18 protein-coding genes are annotated in these 17,177 nt (G+C 43.3%); 13 read left to right on the plus strand and 5 right to left on the minus strand.

Features of this window, described 5'->3' with window-relative positions; all coding sequences use genetic code 11:
• The first annotated feature begins 18 nt into the window (after positions 1-18).
• Positions 19-594 carry a DUF2062 domain-containing protein gene (locus tag AC5JPT_RS04795; RefSeq protein ID WP_493857306.1) on the plus strand — a complete coding sequence of 192 codons (576 nt, stop codon included), beginning with the start codon at positions 19-21 and terminating at the stop codon, positions 592-594.
• Between the two features lie 50 nt (positions 595-644).
• Here AC5JPT_RS04795 and AC5JPT_RS04800 read toward each other — a convergent pair whose 3' ends face one another.
• The 3 genes from AC5JPT_RS04800 to AC5JPT_RS04810 form a co-directional block, all read right to left on the minus strand.
• Positions 645-953 (minus strand): hypothetical protein, encoded by a 309-nt coding sequence (locus AC5JPT_RS04800; protein WP_493857307.1) that lies wholly within the window; start codon positions 951-953, stop codon positions 645-647.
• A gap of 165 nt (positions 954-1,118) precedes the next feature.
• The gene (gene lolD, locus AC5JPT_RS04805) at positions 1,119-1,799 is read right to left on the minus strand and encodes a lipoprotein-releasing ABC transporter ATP-binding protein LolD (protein WP_493842893.1); all 681 of its coding nucleotides are present in this window, start codon (positions 1,797-1,799) and stop codon (positions 1,119-1,121) included.
• 44 nt (positions 1,800-1,843) lie between these two features.
• Positions 1,844-3,079 (minus strand): lipoprotein-releasing ABC transporter permease subunit, encoded by a 1,236-nt coding sequence (locus AC5JPT_RS04810; protein WP_319050535.1) that lies wholly within the window; start codon positions 3,077-3,079, stop codon positions 1,844-1,846.
• Positions 3,080-3,522: 443 nt separating this feature from the next.
• Here AC5JPT_RS04810 and AC5JPT_RS04815 point away from each other — a divergent pair, with 443 nt between their 5' ends.
• On the plus strand, positions 3,523-4,497 hold the full coding sequence (locus tag AC5JPT_RS04815) for a hypothetical protein (RefSeq protein ID WP_493857308.1): 975 nt from the start codon (positions 3,523-3,525) through the stop codon (positions 4,495-4,497).
• Positions 4,498-4,637: 140 nt separating this feature from the next.
• Here AC5JPT_RS04815 and AC5JPT_RS04820 read toward each other — a convergent pair whose 3' ends face one another.
• On the minus strand, positions 4,638-5,027 hold the full coding sequence (locus AC5JPT_RS04820; RefSeq protein WP_493857309.1) for an SCP2 sterol-binding domain-containing protein: 390 nt from the start codon (positions 5,025-5,027) through the stop codon (positions 4,638-4,640).
• Positions 5,028-5,881: 854 nt separating this feature from the next.
• On the opposite strand from AC5JPT_RS04820, the gene ccoN reads away from it, so the two are divergent.
• From ccoN to AC5JPT_RS04855, 7 genes are all read left to right on the plus strand, one after another.
• Complete coding sequence (gene ccoN, locus AC5JPT_RS04825) at positions 5,882-7,363, plus strand: cytochrome-c oxidase, cbb3-type subunit I (protein WP_319050538.1); 1,482 nt, start codon at positions 5,882-5,884, stop codon at positions 7,361-7,363.
• A 9-nt stretch (positions 7,364-7,372) separates the two neighbouring features.
• The gene (gene ccoO, locus AC5JPT_RS04830) at positions 7,373-8,011 is read left to right on the plus strand and encodes a cytochrome-c oxidase, cbb3-type subunit II (protein WP_493857310.1); all 639 of its coding nucleotides are present in this window, start codon (positions 7,373-7,375) and stop codon (positions 8,009-8,011) included.
• Positions 8,011-8,193: a cbb3-type cytochrome oxidase subunit 3 gene (locus AC5JPT_RS04835; RefSeq protein ID WP_194197257.1), complete on the plus strand. Its 183-nt coding sequence runs from the start codon at positions 8,011-8,013 to the stop codon at positions 8,191-8,193. The genes ccoO and AC5JPT_RS04835 overlap by 1 nt, the downstream gene beginning before the upstream one ends.
• Positions 8,190-9,335, plus strand: coding sequence for a cytochrome-c oxidase, cbb3-type subunit III (gene ccoP, locus AC5JPT_RS04840; RefSeq protein ID WP_493842891.1), 1,146 nt, complete (start codon positions 8,190-8,192; stop codon positions 9,333-9,335). The genes AC5JPT_RS04835 and ccoP overlap by 4 nt, the downstream gene beginning before the upstream one ends.
• A 142-nt stretch (positions 9,336-9,477) precedes the next feature.
• On the plus strand, positions 9,478-9,528 hold the full coding sequence (locus AC5JPT_RS04845) for a type I addiction module toxin, Fst family (protein WP_493852724.1): 51 nt from the start codon (positions 9,478-9,480) through the stop codon (positions 9,526-9,528).
• A 229-nt stretch (positions 9,529-9,757) separates the two neighbouring features.
• Entirely contained in the window at positions 9,758-11,170 is a 1,413-nt protein-coding gene (gene ccoG / locus AC5JPT_RS04850) for a cytochrome c oxidase accessory protein CcoG (protein ID WP_493857311.1), read from the plus strand.
• A 178-nt stretch (positions 11,171-11,348) separates the two neighbouring features.
• Positions 11,349-11,930: a FixH family protein gene (locus AC5JPT_RS04855; RefSeq protein ID WP_319050541.1), complete on the plus strand. Its 582-nt coding sequence runs from the start codon at positions 11,349-11,351 to the stop codon at positions 11,928-11,930.
• 121 nt (positions 11,931-12,051) lie between these two features.
• Here AC5JPT_RS04855 and ttcA read toward each other — a convergent pair whose 3' ends face one another.
• Positions 12,052-13,230, minus strand: coding sequence for a tRNA 2-thiocytidine(32) synthetase TtcA (gene ttcA / locus AC5JPT_RS04860; RefSeq protein WP_493857312.1), 1,179 nt, complete (start codon positions 13,228-13,230; stop codon positions 12,052-12,054).
• A 279-nt stretch (positions 13,231-13,509) separates the two neighbouring features.
• Between ttcA and queC the strand changes: the two genes are divergently transcribed.
• From queC to AC5JPT_RS04880, 4 genes are all read left to right on the plus strand, one after another.
• Positions 13,510-14,292 carry a 7-cyano-7-deazaguanine synthase QueC gene (queC, locus tag AC5JPT_RS04865; protein ID WP_493857313.1) on the plus strand — a complete coding sequence of 261 codons (783 nt, stop codon included), beginning with the start codon at positions 13,510-13,512 and terminating at the stop codon, positions 14,290-14,292.
• A gap of 230 nt (positions 14,293-14,522) precedes the next feature.
• A complete protein-coding gene (locus AC5JPT_RS04870) occupies positions 14,523-14,852 on the plus strand; it encodes a hypothetical protein (protein ID WP_493857314.1) in 330 nt (109 codons plus the stop codon).
• A gap of 163 nt (positions 14,853-15,015) precedes the next feature.
• Positions 15,016-15,513, plus strand: a complete 498-nt coding sequence (locus AC5JPT_RS04875; RefSeq protein ID WP_319050544.1) for a peroxiredoxin — start codon at positions 15,016-15,018, stop codon at positions 15,511-15,513.
• Positions 15,514-15,649: 136 nt separating this feature from the next.
• Positions 15,650-17,137, plus strand: a complete 1,488-nt coding sequence (locus AC5JPT_RS04880; protein WP_493857315.1) for a dihydrolipoyl dehydrogenase — start codon at positions 15,650-15,652, stop codon at positions 17,135-17,137.
• The last annotated feature ends 40 nt before the right edge of the window (positions 17,138-17,177 follow it).

Raw genomic sequence — 17,177 nt, forward strand, 5'->3', positions numbered from 1 at the left:
ACGATTAAAGGCGATCCTGTGCCCCAAAAACGTCTAAAAGACTTACTTCCTACACCAGAAAAAGTCCTAGAAAGTCGCACCTTAAAATTATTCGCGCCGCATTTAGCAGACCCACGTTTATGGCATTTTAATCGCCATAGTCTCAACAAGGCGGTTTATATTGGTGTGCTCAGCGCGTTTTTTCCATTGCCAGGGCAGATGTTATTGGCCTTAATTGGCTCGCTTATTTTTCGAGCCAATGTGCCTATGGCGCTCGGTCTGACATGGATTACCAATCCACTGACTAGTCTACCAATCTTTTATGCTGGATATTATATCGGCGCAAAAATTATTGACGCACCTGTGATCAGTTTGCGGTTTATCGGTAGGATGATTGCAGACTTTAGCTTATGGGCGCTATCAGATGGTGCCAATCCATTTATTACCTATAAAGGCACAGTATCGCTGACAGCATTTTGTATCGGATTAACGCTTTTGGCGGTTGTAACCAGCATTATTTGTGGACTTGCCTTTAAGGCAGTGTGGCGCTATAAAACCGTTGCAAGTTGGCAAAAACGTCAGAAAAAACCCACTGACAAATTTTTTGAGCCTTAATACCGCTTATGTCAGTCCAGCGGTACTAAGGTTGTTTTTGATTGATACCGCTACTCTGCTTTGTTCTTATCTATGGCGGCTTTGAGCTTATCTGTAAAGTCTTTGTCCATAGAGACAATCTCAATAACTTCATCGTTTTTGCATAGCGTATAACGTTTACCAGTTGCGCTGTCTTGAACCTTGAGATCGAAATCAACCCCAGCTAGAGTAATCGCATCAAACACTGGCGAGATTAAATCCTTTTGCTCTTGTCTATCAATAGTCTCAAACACAGACGGATCGATATAAGGCTTTAATGGCTCATCACCTTCTTCAGCACTACCAAAAGCAGCGATTGGATCGTCATCTAAATTCATCATATGTGTTCCTATAAAATAGATACAGCAGCTGATTGGTAGCCGCCTCAGTATCTCTTGCTATTAAATATCTACTCGATAATACAACAATACATTTCGCTAGAATAGCCCTTATTAGCGCCAATAGACAATACTTATGTCAATCTGACATTCTCGTCATATGGAGGGTTAATACTGCTCCCAATGACCATTGCGCAGTAACAATTGACGGTCAGCAAGCGCCGCTAGATTGCGATCATGTGTGACCATCAATAATGCCGTTTGCATCGTGCTCTGTAGCTCTGACAACAGTCCAAAGACGCTTTGCGCATTGTCGTAGTCCAAGTTACCAGTTGGCTCATCTGCCAAGATAAGCGAGGGCTTGGTCACTAGCGCACGCGCAATCGCCACACGTTGACGCTCACCACCTGACAGCTCACCTGGTCTGTGCATCAGTCGATGCTCAAGACCGACATTCTCCAAAATCTCAATCGCTTGGGTGCGTGCCTGGGTCGTTGAGACTTCTGGACGCATGAGCAGCGGCATCGCAACGTTTTCAACAGCGGTAAACTCTGCCAACAAATGATGAAACTGGTAAATAAACCCCAAATGCTTGTTGCGCATGGCACCGCGTTCAGTCTCATTCATGCTATTTAGTAGCTGACCATGTAGCCATACTTCACCGCTGGTTGGTGTATCGAGACCACCAAGTAAATGCAGTAAGGTACTTTTTCCTGAGCCACTGGTGCCAACGATAGCGATGCGCTCACCTGCGTGAACCGTTAGATCGAGACCCGTCAATACTTGTGTACTGACTGCACCCTCATCATATATCTTGTTGATATTGGTCGCCTTCAAAATGGCAGACATAGCGCTTCCTTTATTTTATTTATTTTGATATTTGTGCGTTTAGGCTATTCGTAGCGTAGCGTTTGAGCTGGCTGAATCTTGGCCGCACGACGTGCTGGATAAATAGTGGCCAAAAAGCTCAGTACAAACGATGCCCCTGTAATCAATAACACATCAAGCAAACGCAGCTGTGAAGGCAAATAATTCACAAAATAAGCGTCAAAAAGATTCAGATTAAAGACTTGATTGATAAAGCCCAAAATATCGCTGACGGTCAGTGCAAATATCACACCCAATATCGTACCAGCAACCGTACCGATCACACCGATAACCACGCCTTGAACCATAAACACTTGGGTAATCAGTCGAGGTGATGCGCCAAAGGTCTTCAAGATCGCAATATCGGCTTTTTTATCAGTAACGAGCATCACAAGACTTGAGACAATATTGAAAGCGGCCACTAAGATGATCAAAAACAGCAGCAAACCGACCATAGCTTTTTCCATTTGAATCGCCCCAAATAGATTACCATGCGTCTGTGTCCAGTCGTTAGGATACAGTTGCTGAGGGGCAATAGCAGCGGCTTTCTCTGCTGCAGCTGGTGCCGTAAAGATGTCGTCCAGTTTCATACGTACGCCCTGCGCACCCTCAGGCAGACGTAATAGTTTGGCGGCATCACCCATCGGGATAAATGCCATGAGACTATCGACTTCTGGGCTAATAGTGAAGATGCCTGTCAAGGTGAAGCGCTTAAATCTCGGTATTACGCCTGCGGGTGACGGTGAGGCCTCTGGAAGCACTAGAGTCACCTTATCCCCTATCTGCAAGCCCAAAGACTGCACCATCTCCTCGCCCAAAACGATACTAAAGTCACCGCTTTGCAAGGTATCAATACTGCCTTCAATCATGTGCTCATTTATGATGGAGACATCTTTTTCGTATTCAGGCTCGACGCCAGTCACCATGATGCCTGCGACTTGACCGTTAGATGTCAGCATGCCCTGTAATTGGATAAAGGGTGCCACCGCCGCCACTTCTGGATCTTCTTTTATTTTATCCGCCAATTGTTCCCAATCGCCGATGATCTCAGTAGATACCACCGTGGCCTGCGGCACCATACCCAAAATACGGGTTTTTAGCTCGCGATCAAACCCATTCATGACTGATAGTACCGTAATCAATACGGCAACCCCAAGCGTCAAACCGATCATTGAGATGAGTGATATAAAGGAGATAAAGCCATTACTGCGCTCTGCTCGGGTGTATCGTAAGCCGATAAATAACGCTAAAGGACGAAACATATTCAAACTCTTTATCTTATCTACGTGCGACTTTATATAGGTTGGATAATGAGCAGCAGTCAATGCATCAGACATTTGCTACTGCTCACATATAAATCGAACACAAAAACAGGGTTTCAGACGAGCCAAAGACAGCCGTCAAAAGGGAGCTAGTTTGACACAATTTGGCTGATATGTGCCAGTCATTAGCAAGTACTGAGAGGATTTTTTACCAAAAAACCGGTTTCTGTTATTATTTTTGAGAGAGGGCTTGCTATTAGCCGTGTCCATACCTATATATTATATGCTAAAGACAATTGTCATTAACCCCACATTGTGATTTGTTCATGCTTTGCTGATCATATCGCTGACATCATAAACCAGTAATTTGAAATACTGAATGGTGTGTAAGTAACAGCAGTATTAGATACAAACCTCACGCTGACTTAATTTTGAGTATTTTCATGACCATAAATTATCAATATAAAAACATTCAATCTCCTACCAAGATCACGTTGACCGATGAGCAGTCTGCAGGTCACGGTGATCACTGGCGTATTTTGACCGATGACATGAGTCAAGATGTGCCAGAGTGGCTACAAAAAATGATTGAAGTCGCCGCCATGCCCAAAGGCCTGAATAACAATGTCAGTGCAAAAGACAGCTGTTTGTTGTTATCAGAAGATCAGCCTTGTCATATTAATCAAGTGCTAGCGATGAAAGATGGCAAGCCTGAGCGCTTTATCAATGCATATCCTTGCGTCGATAGCCCTTATGGTCTTGGCTGCAAAATCGAGCGCGTCATTGCCAATGACAACTCGCACGATGCAGTGTTACGCCTGCGTACTGCTGATGGCAGTATCATTTATGCATTTGATCAGCTCTATACGACCAACCGCCATCTGTATCAGCGCGATACCTCTTATTTTGTGAATTTTAGCGCATGGGCACATGAGATTAAGCTAAGCGAACAAAATGAGGTAATCATGGTAGAAGATCAAGAATCTATCCGCTATCACCGTGCCTTTAACGATATCGTTGCAGCAAATGACGGAAAAATTCCAGATGACTTACAAGCGCAAATCAGTGAGTGGAAACCTGAAACCAAAGAACAAATGGCGCCTGTCGAAATAAATCTAGGTCATATGTGCGCTTACTTGTTTGGCGATACCTTAGGACAAGAAGACGAGGCTTGGTGTCAAGGTCAAGTCCTTGGTAAACAAGAGACTGAATTTAATGGTAAATCCATTATTTTGTTTGATGTGGTGACGCTACGTGAGCAGGATGCAGATCCGTTTGTGGTGCGTATCGGTGCTCTAAACACACCAGAGACCGCCAGTATCAAAGTACACGACTATGTACAAGCCAATGTGTGGTTACAAGCAGCGATATATAAAGAAAATCAGCAAAGCGCAAAACAGCCATCAAAAGCCAGCTAATTACTAGATAGCTGACTGTATTACATGCTACGACTTGTCTTCACACAACAAAAATCCCCTAATTAGTATTAGGGGATTTTTTGTGTCTTATCGACTTTTGCCATTCAAAACTCTAGATTAAAAGTCGTACAAATACGTGATTAAGCCATTGTCGTCATTGATTTGATACGAGTATATAGCTCTTTTTGCTCTGCACTTGGGCGAGCAGTTTGTACTGCCATCAACTGTGACATATCACCTTCAACACGAATTTTGCCACTCATAAAGGCACCCATGATTTGGTTAGTGTCAAAATCAGTGATGATGGATTGTAGAATGCTGCGATCCAATAGCAATGTCGTGGTCGCATCGCTATTCAAACCGCGATGCAATAAGCCATTAGCAAAATTGGCTTCGATATCTTTTTCCGTATCAGATACTTTTAGGTTGATGATCATATTAGCCAGTGCTGGTGGCAAGTTTAACTCACCCGCTTCACTACCCATCTTCTCTACTTGCTCAAACCATTCATCTGTCAAAAAAACTGCCATGTTATTATCCTTAATTGGTATTTTGTTGGGTTAATACTACTATTTAGCGTATTGACCTCATTATCAATTTATTGAAATGATTGTTATTGATAGACTTATAAGACGTCGCTATCACTGATGTTCAGGCTCATTATAAGGGGCGATTTGATAATAAGTAAAACCTATTTGTATCGCTTGTAAGCCCATTGTTACAAAATTATTTTAGAAGCGCGTATTTACCTCTAATGAAGTTTGTCTTGGTTTGACACAGATACACATCTAGAATCGTGATAAAATTGAGTATAAAATAGGCAAATAGCGCAATAATAATAAGTTGCTTGCGAATTTTTATACCAAAGAGTTTGTATTTTGGCGCATAGTTCTGATGATATTTGATTAGGATTGCGTTACAATACCCTTAAACAGAGTCGGGAGTTTTAACCTAACATTACATAAAAATATTTTTTGTCAGCCGCCGCTAGCATACATCTATGGTCAGTGCGTTTTTATAGCCCTATAGTATGGGTATCTATCTTCATTAGTACCGATTTTTTCGTAATAATTAAGATATATATTTAGCCTTACAAGATGTTTGATGCTCAAAAACGGCGCGTCTTCTTATTTATCTCGATAATCTATTAACAATCCTACTATCGATTGGCTGTAAACAAGGTGCACAAAGCGCCTCTTTTTATCCATCAGTACCTACTGATATAAAACACCAGCCCATATTGATAGTTAATGAGATTATGGTGATAAGCACGGCAAAGAACAGTATGTACCGCAGCTATTATAGTTTATCAGTTTTTATAATACCTATAGCGCGGACTGTTGGTTAATTCTGTTGATAATTCGGGCTGTAAAGGAATCATCCAATGAGTTTACAAAACACAGCAGTCGCCCCAGTTGACCGTGAGTACGAAATTACTGTCGTAAGATTTTTTACGATTATGGCTGTCGTTTGGGGCATCTTCGGCATGAGTCTTGGTGTGTTCATTGCTTCACAGTTAGCATGGCCAGGACTCAACTTTGACATTCCATGGCTGACCTTTAGTCATCTAAGACCACTGCATACCAATGCGGTGATTTTTGCGTTCGGTGGTTCTGCCCTGTTCGCAACGTCTTATTACATCGTCCAGCGTACCTGTAAGACACGCTTATTTGCGCCGTATTTGGCGTGGTTCACCTTTTGGGGATGGCAGGCAGTTATTGTCGCAGCCATCATCACCCTACCGCTAGGTTTGACCACAAGTAAAGAGTACGCTGAGCTTGAGTGGCCTATCGATATCTTGATTGCTTTGGTATGGATCTCTTATGCCATTGTATTTTTTGGTACGCTCATCAAACGTAAAACCTCACATATCTATGTGGCTAACTGGTTCTTTGCCGCTTTCATCATTACGATTGCCCTACTACACATCGTAAACAGCATGGCGATTCCGGTTAGTGCGTTCAAATCTTATTCGCTATTTGGCGGTGCAACTGATGCGATGGTGCAGTGGTGGTACGGGCATAACGCGGTAGGTTTTTACTTAACGGCCGCCTTCCTTGGAATGATGTATTATTTCGTTCCTGTACAGATTGGTCGTCCTATCTATTCGTATCGTTTGTCTATCGTTCACTTTTGGGCATTGATTGCTTCATATATGTGGGCTGGTGGTCACCATTTGCATTATTCAGCGCTTCCTGATTGGACGCAGTCATTGGCAATGGTATTCTCTATCATTCTATTCGCGCCATCTTGGGGTGGTATGATTAATGGTGTACTCACGTTATCAGGCAGTTGGGATAAGTTGCGCACCGATCCGATCATCCGCTTTATGATTGTGGCATTGTCGTTCTACGCAATGTCGACGTTCGAAGGCCCAATGATGTCTATTAAGACAGTCAATGCGCTATCGCACAACACGGACTGGACAATTGGTCACGTACACTCAGGTGCACTTGGCTGGGTTGGTATGATTACTATTGGTTCGCTATACGTATTGTTACCACGTATTTATAACAAACCAAAGATGTACTCTATTAGCTTGATCACCACGCATTTTTGGCTGGCGACTGCAGGAACGATTTTCTATATCGTATCTATGTGGATCTCAGGTATTGGTCAAGGCATGATGTGGCTTGCTACGAACCCAGACGGTACTTTGGTATATAGCTTCGTTGATACTGTTGAATTCTCGCATTTCCCATATATCGGTCGTGCTTTTGGTGGCTTCTTGTATGTATCGGGTATGTTTGTTATGGCTTATAACTGCTATAAAACACTCAAGATGCCAGAAGGTAAGCCTGTAGATGTCGCTGATCCAACGGATCATGAACCTAGTGTCGAAAAACCTTCGACAGCTAACGTATAAGGAGCGATCATGGCTGGTACACCGCATGAAATTATTGAAAAAAATACAGGCTTGTTAGTCATTGGTATCGTGATTGCTATTAGTTTTGCAACGCTGGTTGAAATCGTACCATTGATCTATGATAACAAAGGCCCTGAAGAAGGTGGGGTGAATGCTCCCCTACCTGCTATGGAGCCTTGGACAGCGCTTGAATTCGAAGGTCGTGATATTTATATCCGTGAAGGATGTCACGTTTGTCATACGCAAATGGTTCGTCCACTACGCGCAGAAGTCGAACGTTATGGACCGTATTCGCGTGCCGCTGAGTCAACGTGGGATCACCCGTTCTTATGGGGATCGAAACGTACTGGACCAGATTTAGCACGTGTAGGTGGTCGTTATTCTGAAGACTGGCAAAGGCAGCATTTGATTGCGCCACGTTCGCTAGTGCCTGAATCAGTGATGCCTGGATTCCCCTGGCTTGCTGAAAATGAAGTAGATGGTGAAGACATTCAAGCTAAAATGCGTCTATTCCGCGATCGTTTTGGTGTTCCTTACACTGAAGAAGACATCGAAGGTGCTCCAGATGCTGTACTTGGTGCCACTGAGCTTGACGCTTTGGTTGCCTATCTACAGCAGTTAGGTACCGCAATGGAAGGACAGCGCTAATGGGTATTGGTGAATTACAAACAATTGCGACCGTTTCTGCCTTTATTGCCTTCGTAGGCGTTGCATGGTGGGCGTATTCGCCAAAAAACAAAAAACGCTTCGAAGAAGATGCACAACTTGCGCTTGATGACGAGGATATTAAATCCTTGTCTGAAGAGCAGCGCAATAAGGATAAACGATGACATTTTTTTGGAGTTCTTGGATCACGCTAATCAGTATCGGCTGCTGGGCTTTTATTCTTGGTGTCTTGTTGTTTGTTATCAAATACAAACCGAGCCTAGAAGACGACGGTACGACTGGTCATGAGTATGATGGCATCCGAGAATACGACAAAGCACTCCCTAAATGGTGGTTGGTAATCTTTTTTGGTTCAATCATTTGGGGCGTTGCTTATTGGGTATTTTTCCCAGCCATGTTCCCTAAACACTGGGAAGGTATCGCAACCGTAGAAGTCGATGGCGAAACAGTGCCTTGGACCTCTAAGAACGAGCTATTTAGTGAGCTTGAGAGCAACAACAAAGTATTTACAGATAACTTTGAAAAGAATATTTTGGTCAAAGCCGATGCAGCAGGTGCAACCGCGACGCTAGGGACACTGAATGAGTTGCAAGCGACTATGCGTCGTAGTGACAACCCACCAGCAGACTTACAGACTCAAATCGATGGTAAAGTAGCAGAACTTGCCCCCTATGTCGAAAAACTGTCTGAAAATCCAAATGCATTGAAAGTCGGTAGCCGTTTGTTCTTGCAGAACTGTGCGGTATGTCACGGCTCAAACGCTAAAGGTGCCACAGGCTACCCTAATCTGACCGACAATGATTGGTTATATGGTGGTGAAGCCAGCAATATCCTAACGACGTTACATAACGGGCGTGTCGGTGGTATGGCAGCATGGCGTGATCAGCTTGGTGAAGATGGCATACGTGCTGTTGCTGAATACGTCTTAGCGATGTCGGGCAACCAAAATGATTATGAACTTGATCAAACGAAAGTGGCTCAAGGTAAGGTTATTTTCAATGAGCCTACCAACTGTGTTCTTTGTCATGGACCAGATGGTAAAGGTATGATTTCAGCGGGTGCACCGAATTTGACTGATAACATCTGGCTATATGGTGGTGACCGCGAGACTATTCGTGAGACACTACGTTATGGTCGTGCTGGTGTGATGCCTAAGTGGGATACTAAACTAGGTAATGAGCGTATTATGCTGCTTGCTGCTTATATCTACTCACTATCAGACAAGACTGGTAAATCGCCTGAAGGCTCAATGGTTACTGCAGCAGCGACTCAGCCTGTAGCAACTGAAGAAGCAACTGCTAACTAAAATATAGTACTGTACATGGACGAGATTTAATGAAGGGAGAACTGTCATTACAGTTCTCCCTTTTTATATATCCTTGCAGAATTTTATTCAGAATGACTATGATAATTAATCATAGATAGTAAACATTATCACGATATAGTAATTGCTTTTCACGATTATAACCCCATTATTAGTAGGGATAATGTTAGAATAGCTGTCGTTCAAAATAGCCTGTTAAGTATGACGCTATAAAGTCCTAACTTAGTCTCTACTAATTTGATCTCTATAATCGACTATTTGGTAAGTGGATGAGACTGGTATTTGTCCAGTTCTCTACCCTCTATTTACTGACATTGATAACATCGTACACTCATATACTTCAACGCTAGAGGTATTTGTTCATCATGCCAGCAGACTGATTCTTTTTTTAAAGAGGCACGTTTATGTCAGCACAACAACCACCCAATAAAATTCCTGTCCAACAGATTGATCTTGATGCGACCAAGCATCGTGTCCACCCGAGGTTTGTCACAGGTTTTTATCAAAACATTCGTGTCATCACGATGTATGCGCTCTTAGCCGCTTTTTTACTTTTGCCGTGGCTGCGCTATAATGGTAGACAAGCAATATGGTTCGATGTGCCCTCACAGCACTACTATATTTTTGGCATGACTTTTTTGACTCAAGATTTTTATTTTATTGCCGCATTTGCCATCATTGCAGCGTTCACTTTGTTTATGGTGACTGTCTATGCAGGCCGTGTTTGGTGTGGTTATGCTTGTCCGCAAACGATTTGGACACATCTGTATCAGTATGTTGAAAAATGGGTCATTGGTGATCGCAATAAACGCATGAAATTTGACAAGGCACCCCTGAGTGCGAGTAAAATCTTCAAACGTACGGTGGTCTATTCGATTTGGTTTTTGCTTTCAGTTATCACAGCAGCGACTTTCGTCAGTTATGTGGCGGGCACAGAATCTCTGTATCATAGCTGGCAGACAGTAGGACTGATCCCTATACCTGATTGGCCTACATGGGTATGGGTATCGATGTTTATCTTTACCTTTGCCACTTATGCCAATGCAGGCTATATGCGTGAGCAGATGTGTGTACAGATTTGTCCTTATGGGCGTTTTCAGAGCGTGATGTTTGATAAAGATACCTTGATTGTCTCTTATGACTATGAGCGCGGTGAGCCGCGCGGTGCCCGCAAAAAAGGCACAAATCCTGAGCATCTAGGTGACTGTATCGAGTGTACTATGTGCGTACAGGTCTGCCCCACTGGTATCGATATTCGTGATGGCCTGCAAGTCGCCTGTATCCAATGCGCAGCCTGTATTGATGCGTGTAATGAGATCATGGATAAGGTTGGCTACCCGCGCGGGCTGATTCGTTATACAACCGAGCGTCAACTGGCAGAAAAAGAGCCTAGCCGCGTACTTCGCCCCAGACTGTTTGCTTATTTGGCTTTATTAGCGGTACTGTGTGGTGGGGTCATATATGCTCTAACAGATCGCGTGCCGTTAGAGATTGATATTCGCCGTGACCGCAATCAATTATCTTCCGTCAATACTGAAGGCATGATAGAAAACAGCTATATCGTTAAACTGACCAATAAAACACAAGATGCGCATGCTTATAAAATCACGCTAGCACCGCAAGATGGACTGAGTCTAGAGCTACGCTTTAATGATGTGCCATTAGAAGCAGGCGAAAGCTTTGATATGCCCGTTAGTATTTATGGTGACCCTGATGTGATTGAGTTTGGTCAAACGCCAGTGACCCTAAATGTGGTCAGTGAAGACGGTAAGTATCAGGTCAGTAAACAGAATGTCTTTACCACCCAAGGGCAGTAAACCTTTGGATTTTATATATTTCATTCGATAGTTAGCGATGCAGCCTATTATAAGCTATCGAATGAGGAATTTATTATTGAACTGGCAGCGCTTAGCCGTCAAATTATCCGTTGATACCTTTTATAGATATCTGATGTATAGATTTCTGATAAATAAGTATCTGATGAATAGGTATTTTATGTCTAATCAAGCACCGAACTTTAAGCATCAAGATACTCAGCCATGGTACAAGAACTATATGGTTGTTATCTTTGTCATAGGCATGCCAGCTGCGGTGGTAATCGCGTGCATCTGGTTCGTTTATTATTCCTACCAAATCCGTGACAGCGTGGTACGTGATGACTGGTATATGGATGGTAAGACGCTCTACCACGATGTATCACGTGACAAGCTCACTTATGATTTAGACTTGCATGGCGAAATGCAATTTGCAGATAATGGCGATATTGTGTTTTATCTTAATTATCCTGAGCAAAGCGTGCAGTCAGGCAAGCTACTAAACGGTGCACCACTCACCTATCCTGATACGCTGGATTTGTCTATCTCGCATGCAACCGATGTCAAAAAAGACCACGACGTCGTGCTACAGCATATCGAGGACAATAAATACAGCGCGCAAGTAGATCTTGATGTGGTAAAAGCCAAGTATTATTTGCAAGTGAGCAACGATGGTGAGGATGACTGGCGTATGCAAGATGTGGCAAAACTACCGCGCTCAACAGTTAGCTTTGACCCATTACCAGTCTTCGCTAAGAGTTAATGTTATTAAGTTATATCCTAGCTCTACTATCCATACGCAAAAAAACCAGCCACTCATAACAGTGGCTGGTTTTTTATGGTTTACTCAATGAGTATTTATTTATAAAGGTTAAATAATAAGGCTAAATAATAGGGTTAATCGTTGGGATTTTTTGGGCGGTACGCTCACTTTTTGAGGTACTGTCTGACGCTGAGTCCGACGCTACCGAATGTAACTTGTCGCTGGCGAACTTTGGATTGAACGTCTGCGTTCTTGGTGATACTGGCAAACCAATATCCGCCAAGCTATCAGTCTGCCCTGCCTGAATATTGTCACCCTCAAACAGACGCTCATCATTATCACGATCAAGACTCAGTGTTTCAAAGTCAAACAACTCACGGTCAGCTAATTGCGATGGCGCTACGTTTTGCATGGCCTTAAAGATAGAAGCCAAACGCTGCGGATGCGCATCATCCCATTCACGTAACATGTCATTAATAATAGCGCGTTGTAGATTGGTCTGACTACCACACAAATTACAAGGAATGATCGGAAATTCTTTTAATTTGGCATATTCAATGATGTCTTTTTCTTCGACATAGGCTAGCGGGCGAATCAGCATGTTTTGCTTGTCATCGCTCAACAATTTAGGTGGCATTGATTTGAGTGCACCGCCATGGAATAGGTTTAAAAAGAAAGTCGCAAGCATGTCGTCGCGATGATGCCCAAGCGCAATTTTGGTAGCACCGATTTGTTTGGCAAAACCATATAGTGAGCCTCGGCGCAGACGTGAGCACGCTGAACAGTAAGTTTTACCCTCTGGTACCACGCTTTTGACGATACTGTAGGTGTCTTTTTCTAAAATATAATGGGCAATGCCTTGCTCATTGAGATATGCAGGTAAAATATCTTCAGGGTAGCCAGGCTGCTTTTGATCCAGATTGACCGCGACGATGTCAAAATGAATGGGGGCAATGCGTTTTAATAACAATAAAATATCCAGTAAGGTATAGCTGTCTTTACCGCCTGAGACGCAGACCATCACCACATCACCATCTTCGATCATATTAAAATCACGAATGGCCCATGATACTTGACGGCGTAGCTTCTTTTGAAGCTTACGAAAGTATGCAGACGCAGTAGGCGCCTGAGTATCGGCAGCTTGCTTAGCAACGACATCCTCATTGCTAGACGCTTTAGCATCCGTGTCGGTATCGTCCTCTAGAACATAGCTACTAAATCCTGTTTCACCAGACATATGATCAGACATCTCATCAGAACTAGGAGCGATGTTTGGCGTAAATAAAGTTGCTGCGGTCATAAGTTACTCAATATCTTTATAAGAAGGGTTTTGCGATAAAACAGTTTGCAGTAAAGCACAGTGAATGATCTGTGGTGGCTAGTGCTTTTAAAGCGGCAATTATAGCAAATATTGCTAACAGATTGAAAAGAGGACAGTCATTTGGACTTTATTTTTATCAGCATACTGACCACGTTCGCCTTGGCTGCTTAATGATGCCTGATTGGTCGCTTCATGGTTCTGTAGTCGCTGGATTTTTGCTAAAATAGCCGTTTTCGTAAACCAATAATAGATATCACTATGACTAACGTTACTTTGCAGGATACTTCTCTCCCTCAATCCTCTGATACTGAGCTGGACGCTACTAACAAAAACCAAAACGCTGTTGTCCTATTATCGGGTGGTCTTGATTCGGTCACTTGTTTGTATTGGGCAAAAGCACGCTATGCCTCTGTAACAGCGGTCAGCTTTAATTATGGTCAACGTCACAACAGCGAGCTTGTCGCAGCAAAGACCATCGCAGAGACAGCGGGTGTTAATCATAGAATCATTGATATCGACATCGCTCAACTTGGTGGGTCGTCACTTACTGACCATAGCATGATCGTACCAGATGGTGACTCAGATAAGTTCCCTAGCAAAAAGCGTGACGAGATTGACAATGACGCTATCCCAAACACTTATGTGCCTGCACGTAATACTATTTTCTTGTCTTATGCACTAGCCGTTGCAGAAGTAACGGATGCCAACCATATTGTCATTGGGGTCAGCTCAGTCGACTACTCTGGCTACCCAGACTGTCGTCCAGAGTACATAGAAGCCTTTGAGCACATGGCCAATCTTGCCACAAAGGCTGGCGTTACCGGTCATCGCCTGTCTATTCAAACGCCACTACAGCAACTGTCTAAAGCACAAACGATTGAGCTTGGTCTGTCGTTGGGTGTCGATTATGGACAAACGATTTCTTGTTATCGTGCAGATGCGAATGGTTTGGCTTGCGGGGTTTGTGACAGCTGTGCATTACGTCGCCAAGGGTTTAGCCAAGCTGGCGTCACTGATCCTACTCATTATCAAGCAGGATAGAGACGACAGACTGCGGATCAAACAGTGCGATCAATCAACATTAGCGAAACATTCGCTTGCATTAACACAGCACGTCGCCATTGTATTTCAATCGATATAATTGCTATGGTATGAACGATTATCTTTGTCATCAGATGCAATTGATCGTTACAGTCAGCCATATACCGATGAGCTGATGACGCACTGAATACCAAATCTACAAAACTGACGCTACCTGTAAGAGGAAATTTATGAAGTTATTGCCAGTATTACCCCTAGCCTTGGCTGCCGTATTTGCCATGCCACAAGCCAATGCTACCGATATCAAGCAGGATAATATCAACTCTTGTGTCAATGGCGCAGTCAAATATAAAGTTGCTAGTAAAAACGACGCTACTAAACTGTGTAATTGTACTATCGGCGTGCGTAGTAATATGACGATTGGTCAGATGTGGGAAATCGAAAGCTACGCAAAAGACAAAAAGGACCCCTCTGGCTTGCCTTATGTAAAAATCATGCAAAAAGACTTGCAACAGTGTACGGTCGGGTTGGATTTGAAGCAGCCACAGAAACCTGCTTAACCGACTACTTATTTGATATACAAAAGACTGGCCATTGCCAGTCTTTTTTGTTGGCAATGAATGAGCAAAGTGTAAAACTGATTATTTATTTCTATTAATCTGCCTATAATAAGAACACGATAAATAAAACCAACATATAATCAAAACCAACAAGGATTTTACAATGGCCAAGCCAACCACAGAAACCATCGACCTACCTGACTTTCCAGTAACAATAGTACGCAAGCTCGCTGGTAACTTCATCCATGATGAAATCAGTCTAAAAGAGATGGTTGCCAATACGGACAAAGGTCTTATTCTCTATTTTTATCCAAAAGACAGCACCCCTGGCTGTACTACTCAAGCGACTGAGTTTACCGCTCATCTCCACGAATTTGATGATTTAGGTTATGACATCATTGGTGTCTCTCGTGATAGCGTCGAGTCTCACGAAAAGTTCATCGACAAGTATGATCTACAAATCCCGCTTATCAGTGACACTGATGAGCAGCTCTGCCAGTATTTTGAAGTTATTAAAGAAAAAAATATGTATGGCAAGATTACTTTAGGTCTAGTGCGCTCTGCATTTGTATTTGATAAAGACAGTCAATTGACTCATGCGCAGCGAAACCTACGTGCCAAAGACTACACCAGTCGCTTACTGACTATATTAGCATCATAAATTAGCCCCATAATCTATAAGCTGAGCCATTTAATCAGCAGTTACGCACTATCCATAAACATGATAGTCGCGTAAATAAAAAGGTCTTTGCCAATAAAACGCACTGCTACTACAACCCTTCCTACTAGAGAATAATATGAATAAACCGTCTGATACTGCTGATAATGCACCACATAACATCACACGCCACGTTTCTGTTGCCGTTATCGGCGCTGGTACCGCAGGTCAAAATGCATTTCGCCAAGCGAGCAAAATAAAGGACGACGTCGTCATTATCAATGAAGGGTTTTGGACAACAACTTGTATCGCAGTCGGTTGTATGCCCAGCAAGCTACTTATTGCGGCGGCTGATCGCGCACATGATGCCAATAACTCTAGCGAGTTCGGTGTTCATGCAACAGCAAAAATTGACGGCAAGCAGGTCATGCAGCGTGTGCGTGACGAGCGCAGTCATTTTGCCAGCTACATCAAAAAACAAGTAGACAGCTGGCCCGATCACAAAAAAATCGATGGACGTGCTCGTATTAATGAGCATGGATTGATTGAGGTAAATGACGAGATCATCTCAGCTGAACAAATCATTGTGGCGACAGGTAGCTCACCGTTTATTCCTGATGGCTGGGCAGACAAGCTTGGCGATACCATGCTCACCTCTAATAGCGTTTTTGAGCTGACAGATTTGCCCAAATCTATGGCCGTCGTCGGTGCTGGCGCTATCGGTCTAGAGCTTGCGCAGGCATTCACGCGTTTGGGCGTAGAGGTCACGCTCCTAAACCGAGTCAAGCAAGTAGCTGGTCTCAAAGATGAGGATATTAACCACAAAGCCATCGACTGCTTGAGTAGTGAGCTCACCATGCATTTGGGAAGCACCATCAACAATGTCGGTACAACATCAGATAGCGGTAACACGAGTGCGTTTATCGAATATGAGGATAGTGCAGGCACATCTCAGCGATGGCAAGGTGAGTATGTGCTGGTCGCTACTGGTCGCCGCAATAATATCAAGCAGCTCGGAGTCGAGAACTTAGGCGTTGAGCTTGATGATAAAAACCGTCCAAAAGACTTAAGTAAAAAGACGGGGCAAATTGGTGACTTGGATATCTATATTGTCGGTGACGCCAATGCCAATATTCCGCTGCTACATGTCGCTAGTGACGAAGGCTATAGTGCAGGCAATATGGTCTGCGAAAATACAGAAAACGCATATATCCGTCCACCTGCCCCGCCTTTTTCTATTGTTTTTTGCTCACCGCAAATCGTCAATATCGGTATGTCATTACCAGAAATCCAAAACGACTCAGAGCTTGAGTTTGTTATCGGTAGCGTGAGCTTTGACAATCAGGGCCGTAGCCGAGTGATGGGTGTCAATTGCGGATTGCTACATATCTATGGGTGCAAAAAAACCGATAGAATCTTGGGTGCTAGTATGGTCGGCCCTGATGCTGAATATATCGGTCATATATTAGCCACTGCGATTACCAATGATTTGTGTATCAAACAACTGTTAGACACGCCTTTTTATCATCCTACGATACTAGAGGGACTACGTACGGCGCTGCGTGATGTTCAGGATAAAATGAAAATTCCATATCAGTCTCAAGACACTCAGGAAGACAATTTTTAATTGATGACCAAGCAATCCTATGTAGTCATGAGCAGCATCT

The sequence above is a fragment of the Psychrobacter sp. H26 genome, assembly GCF_059073035.1.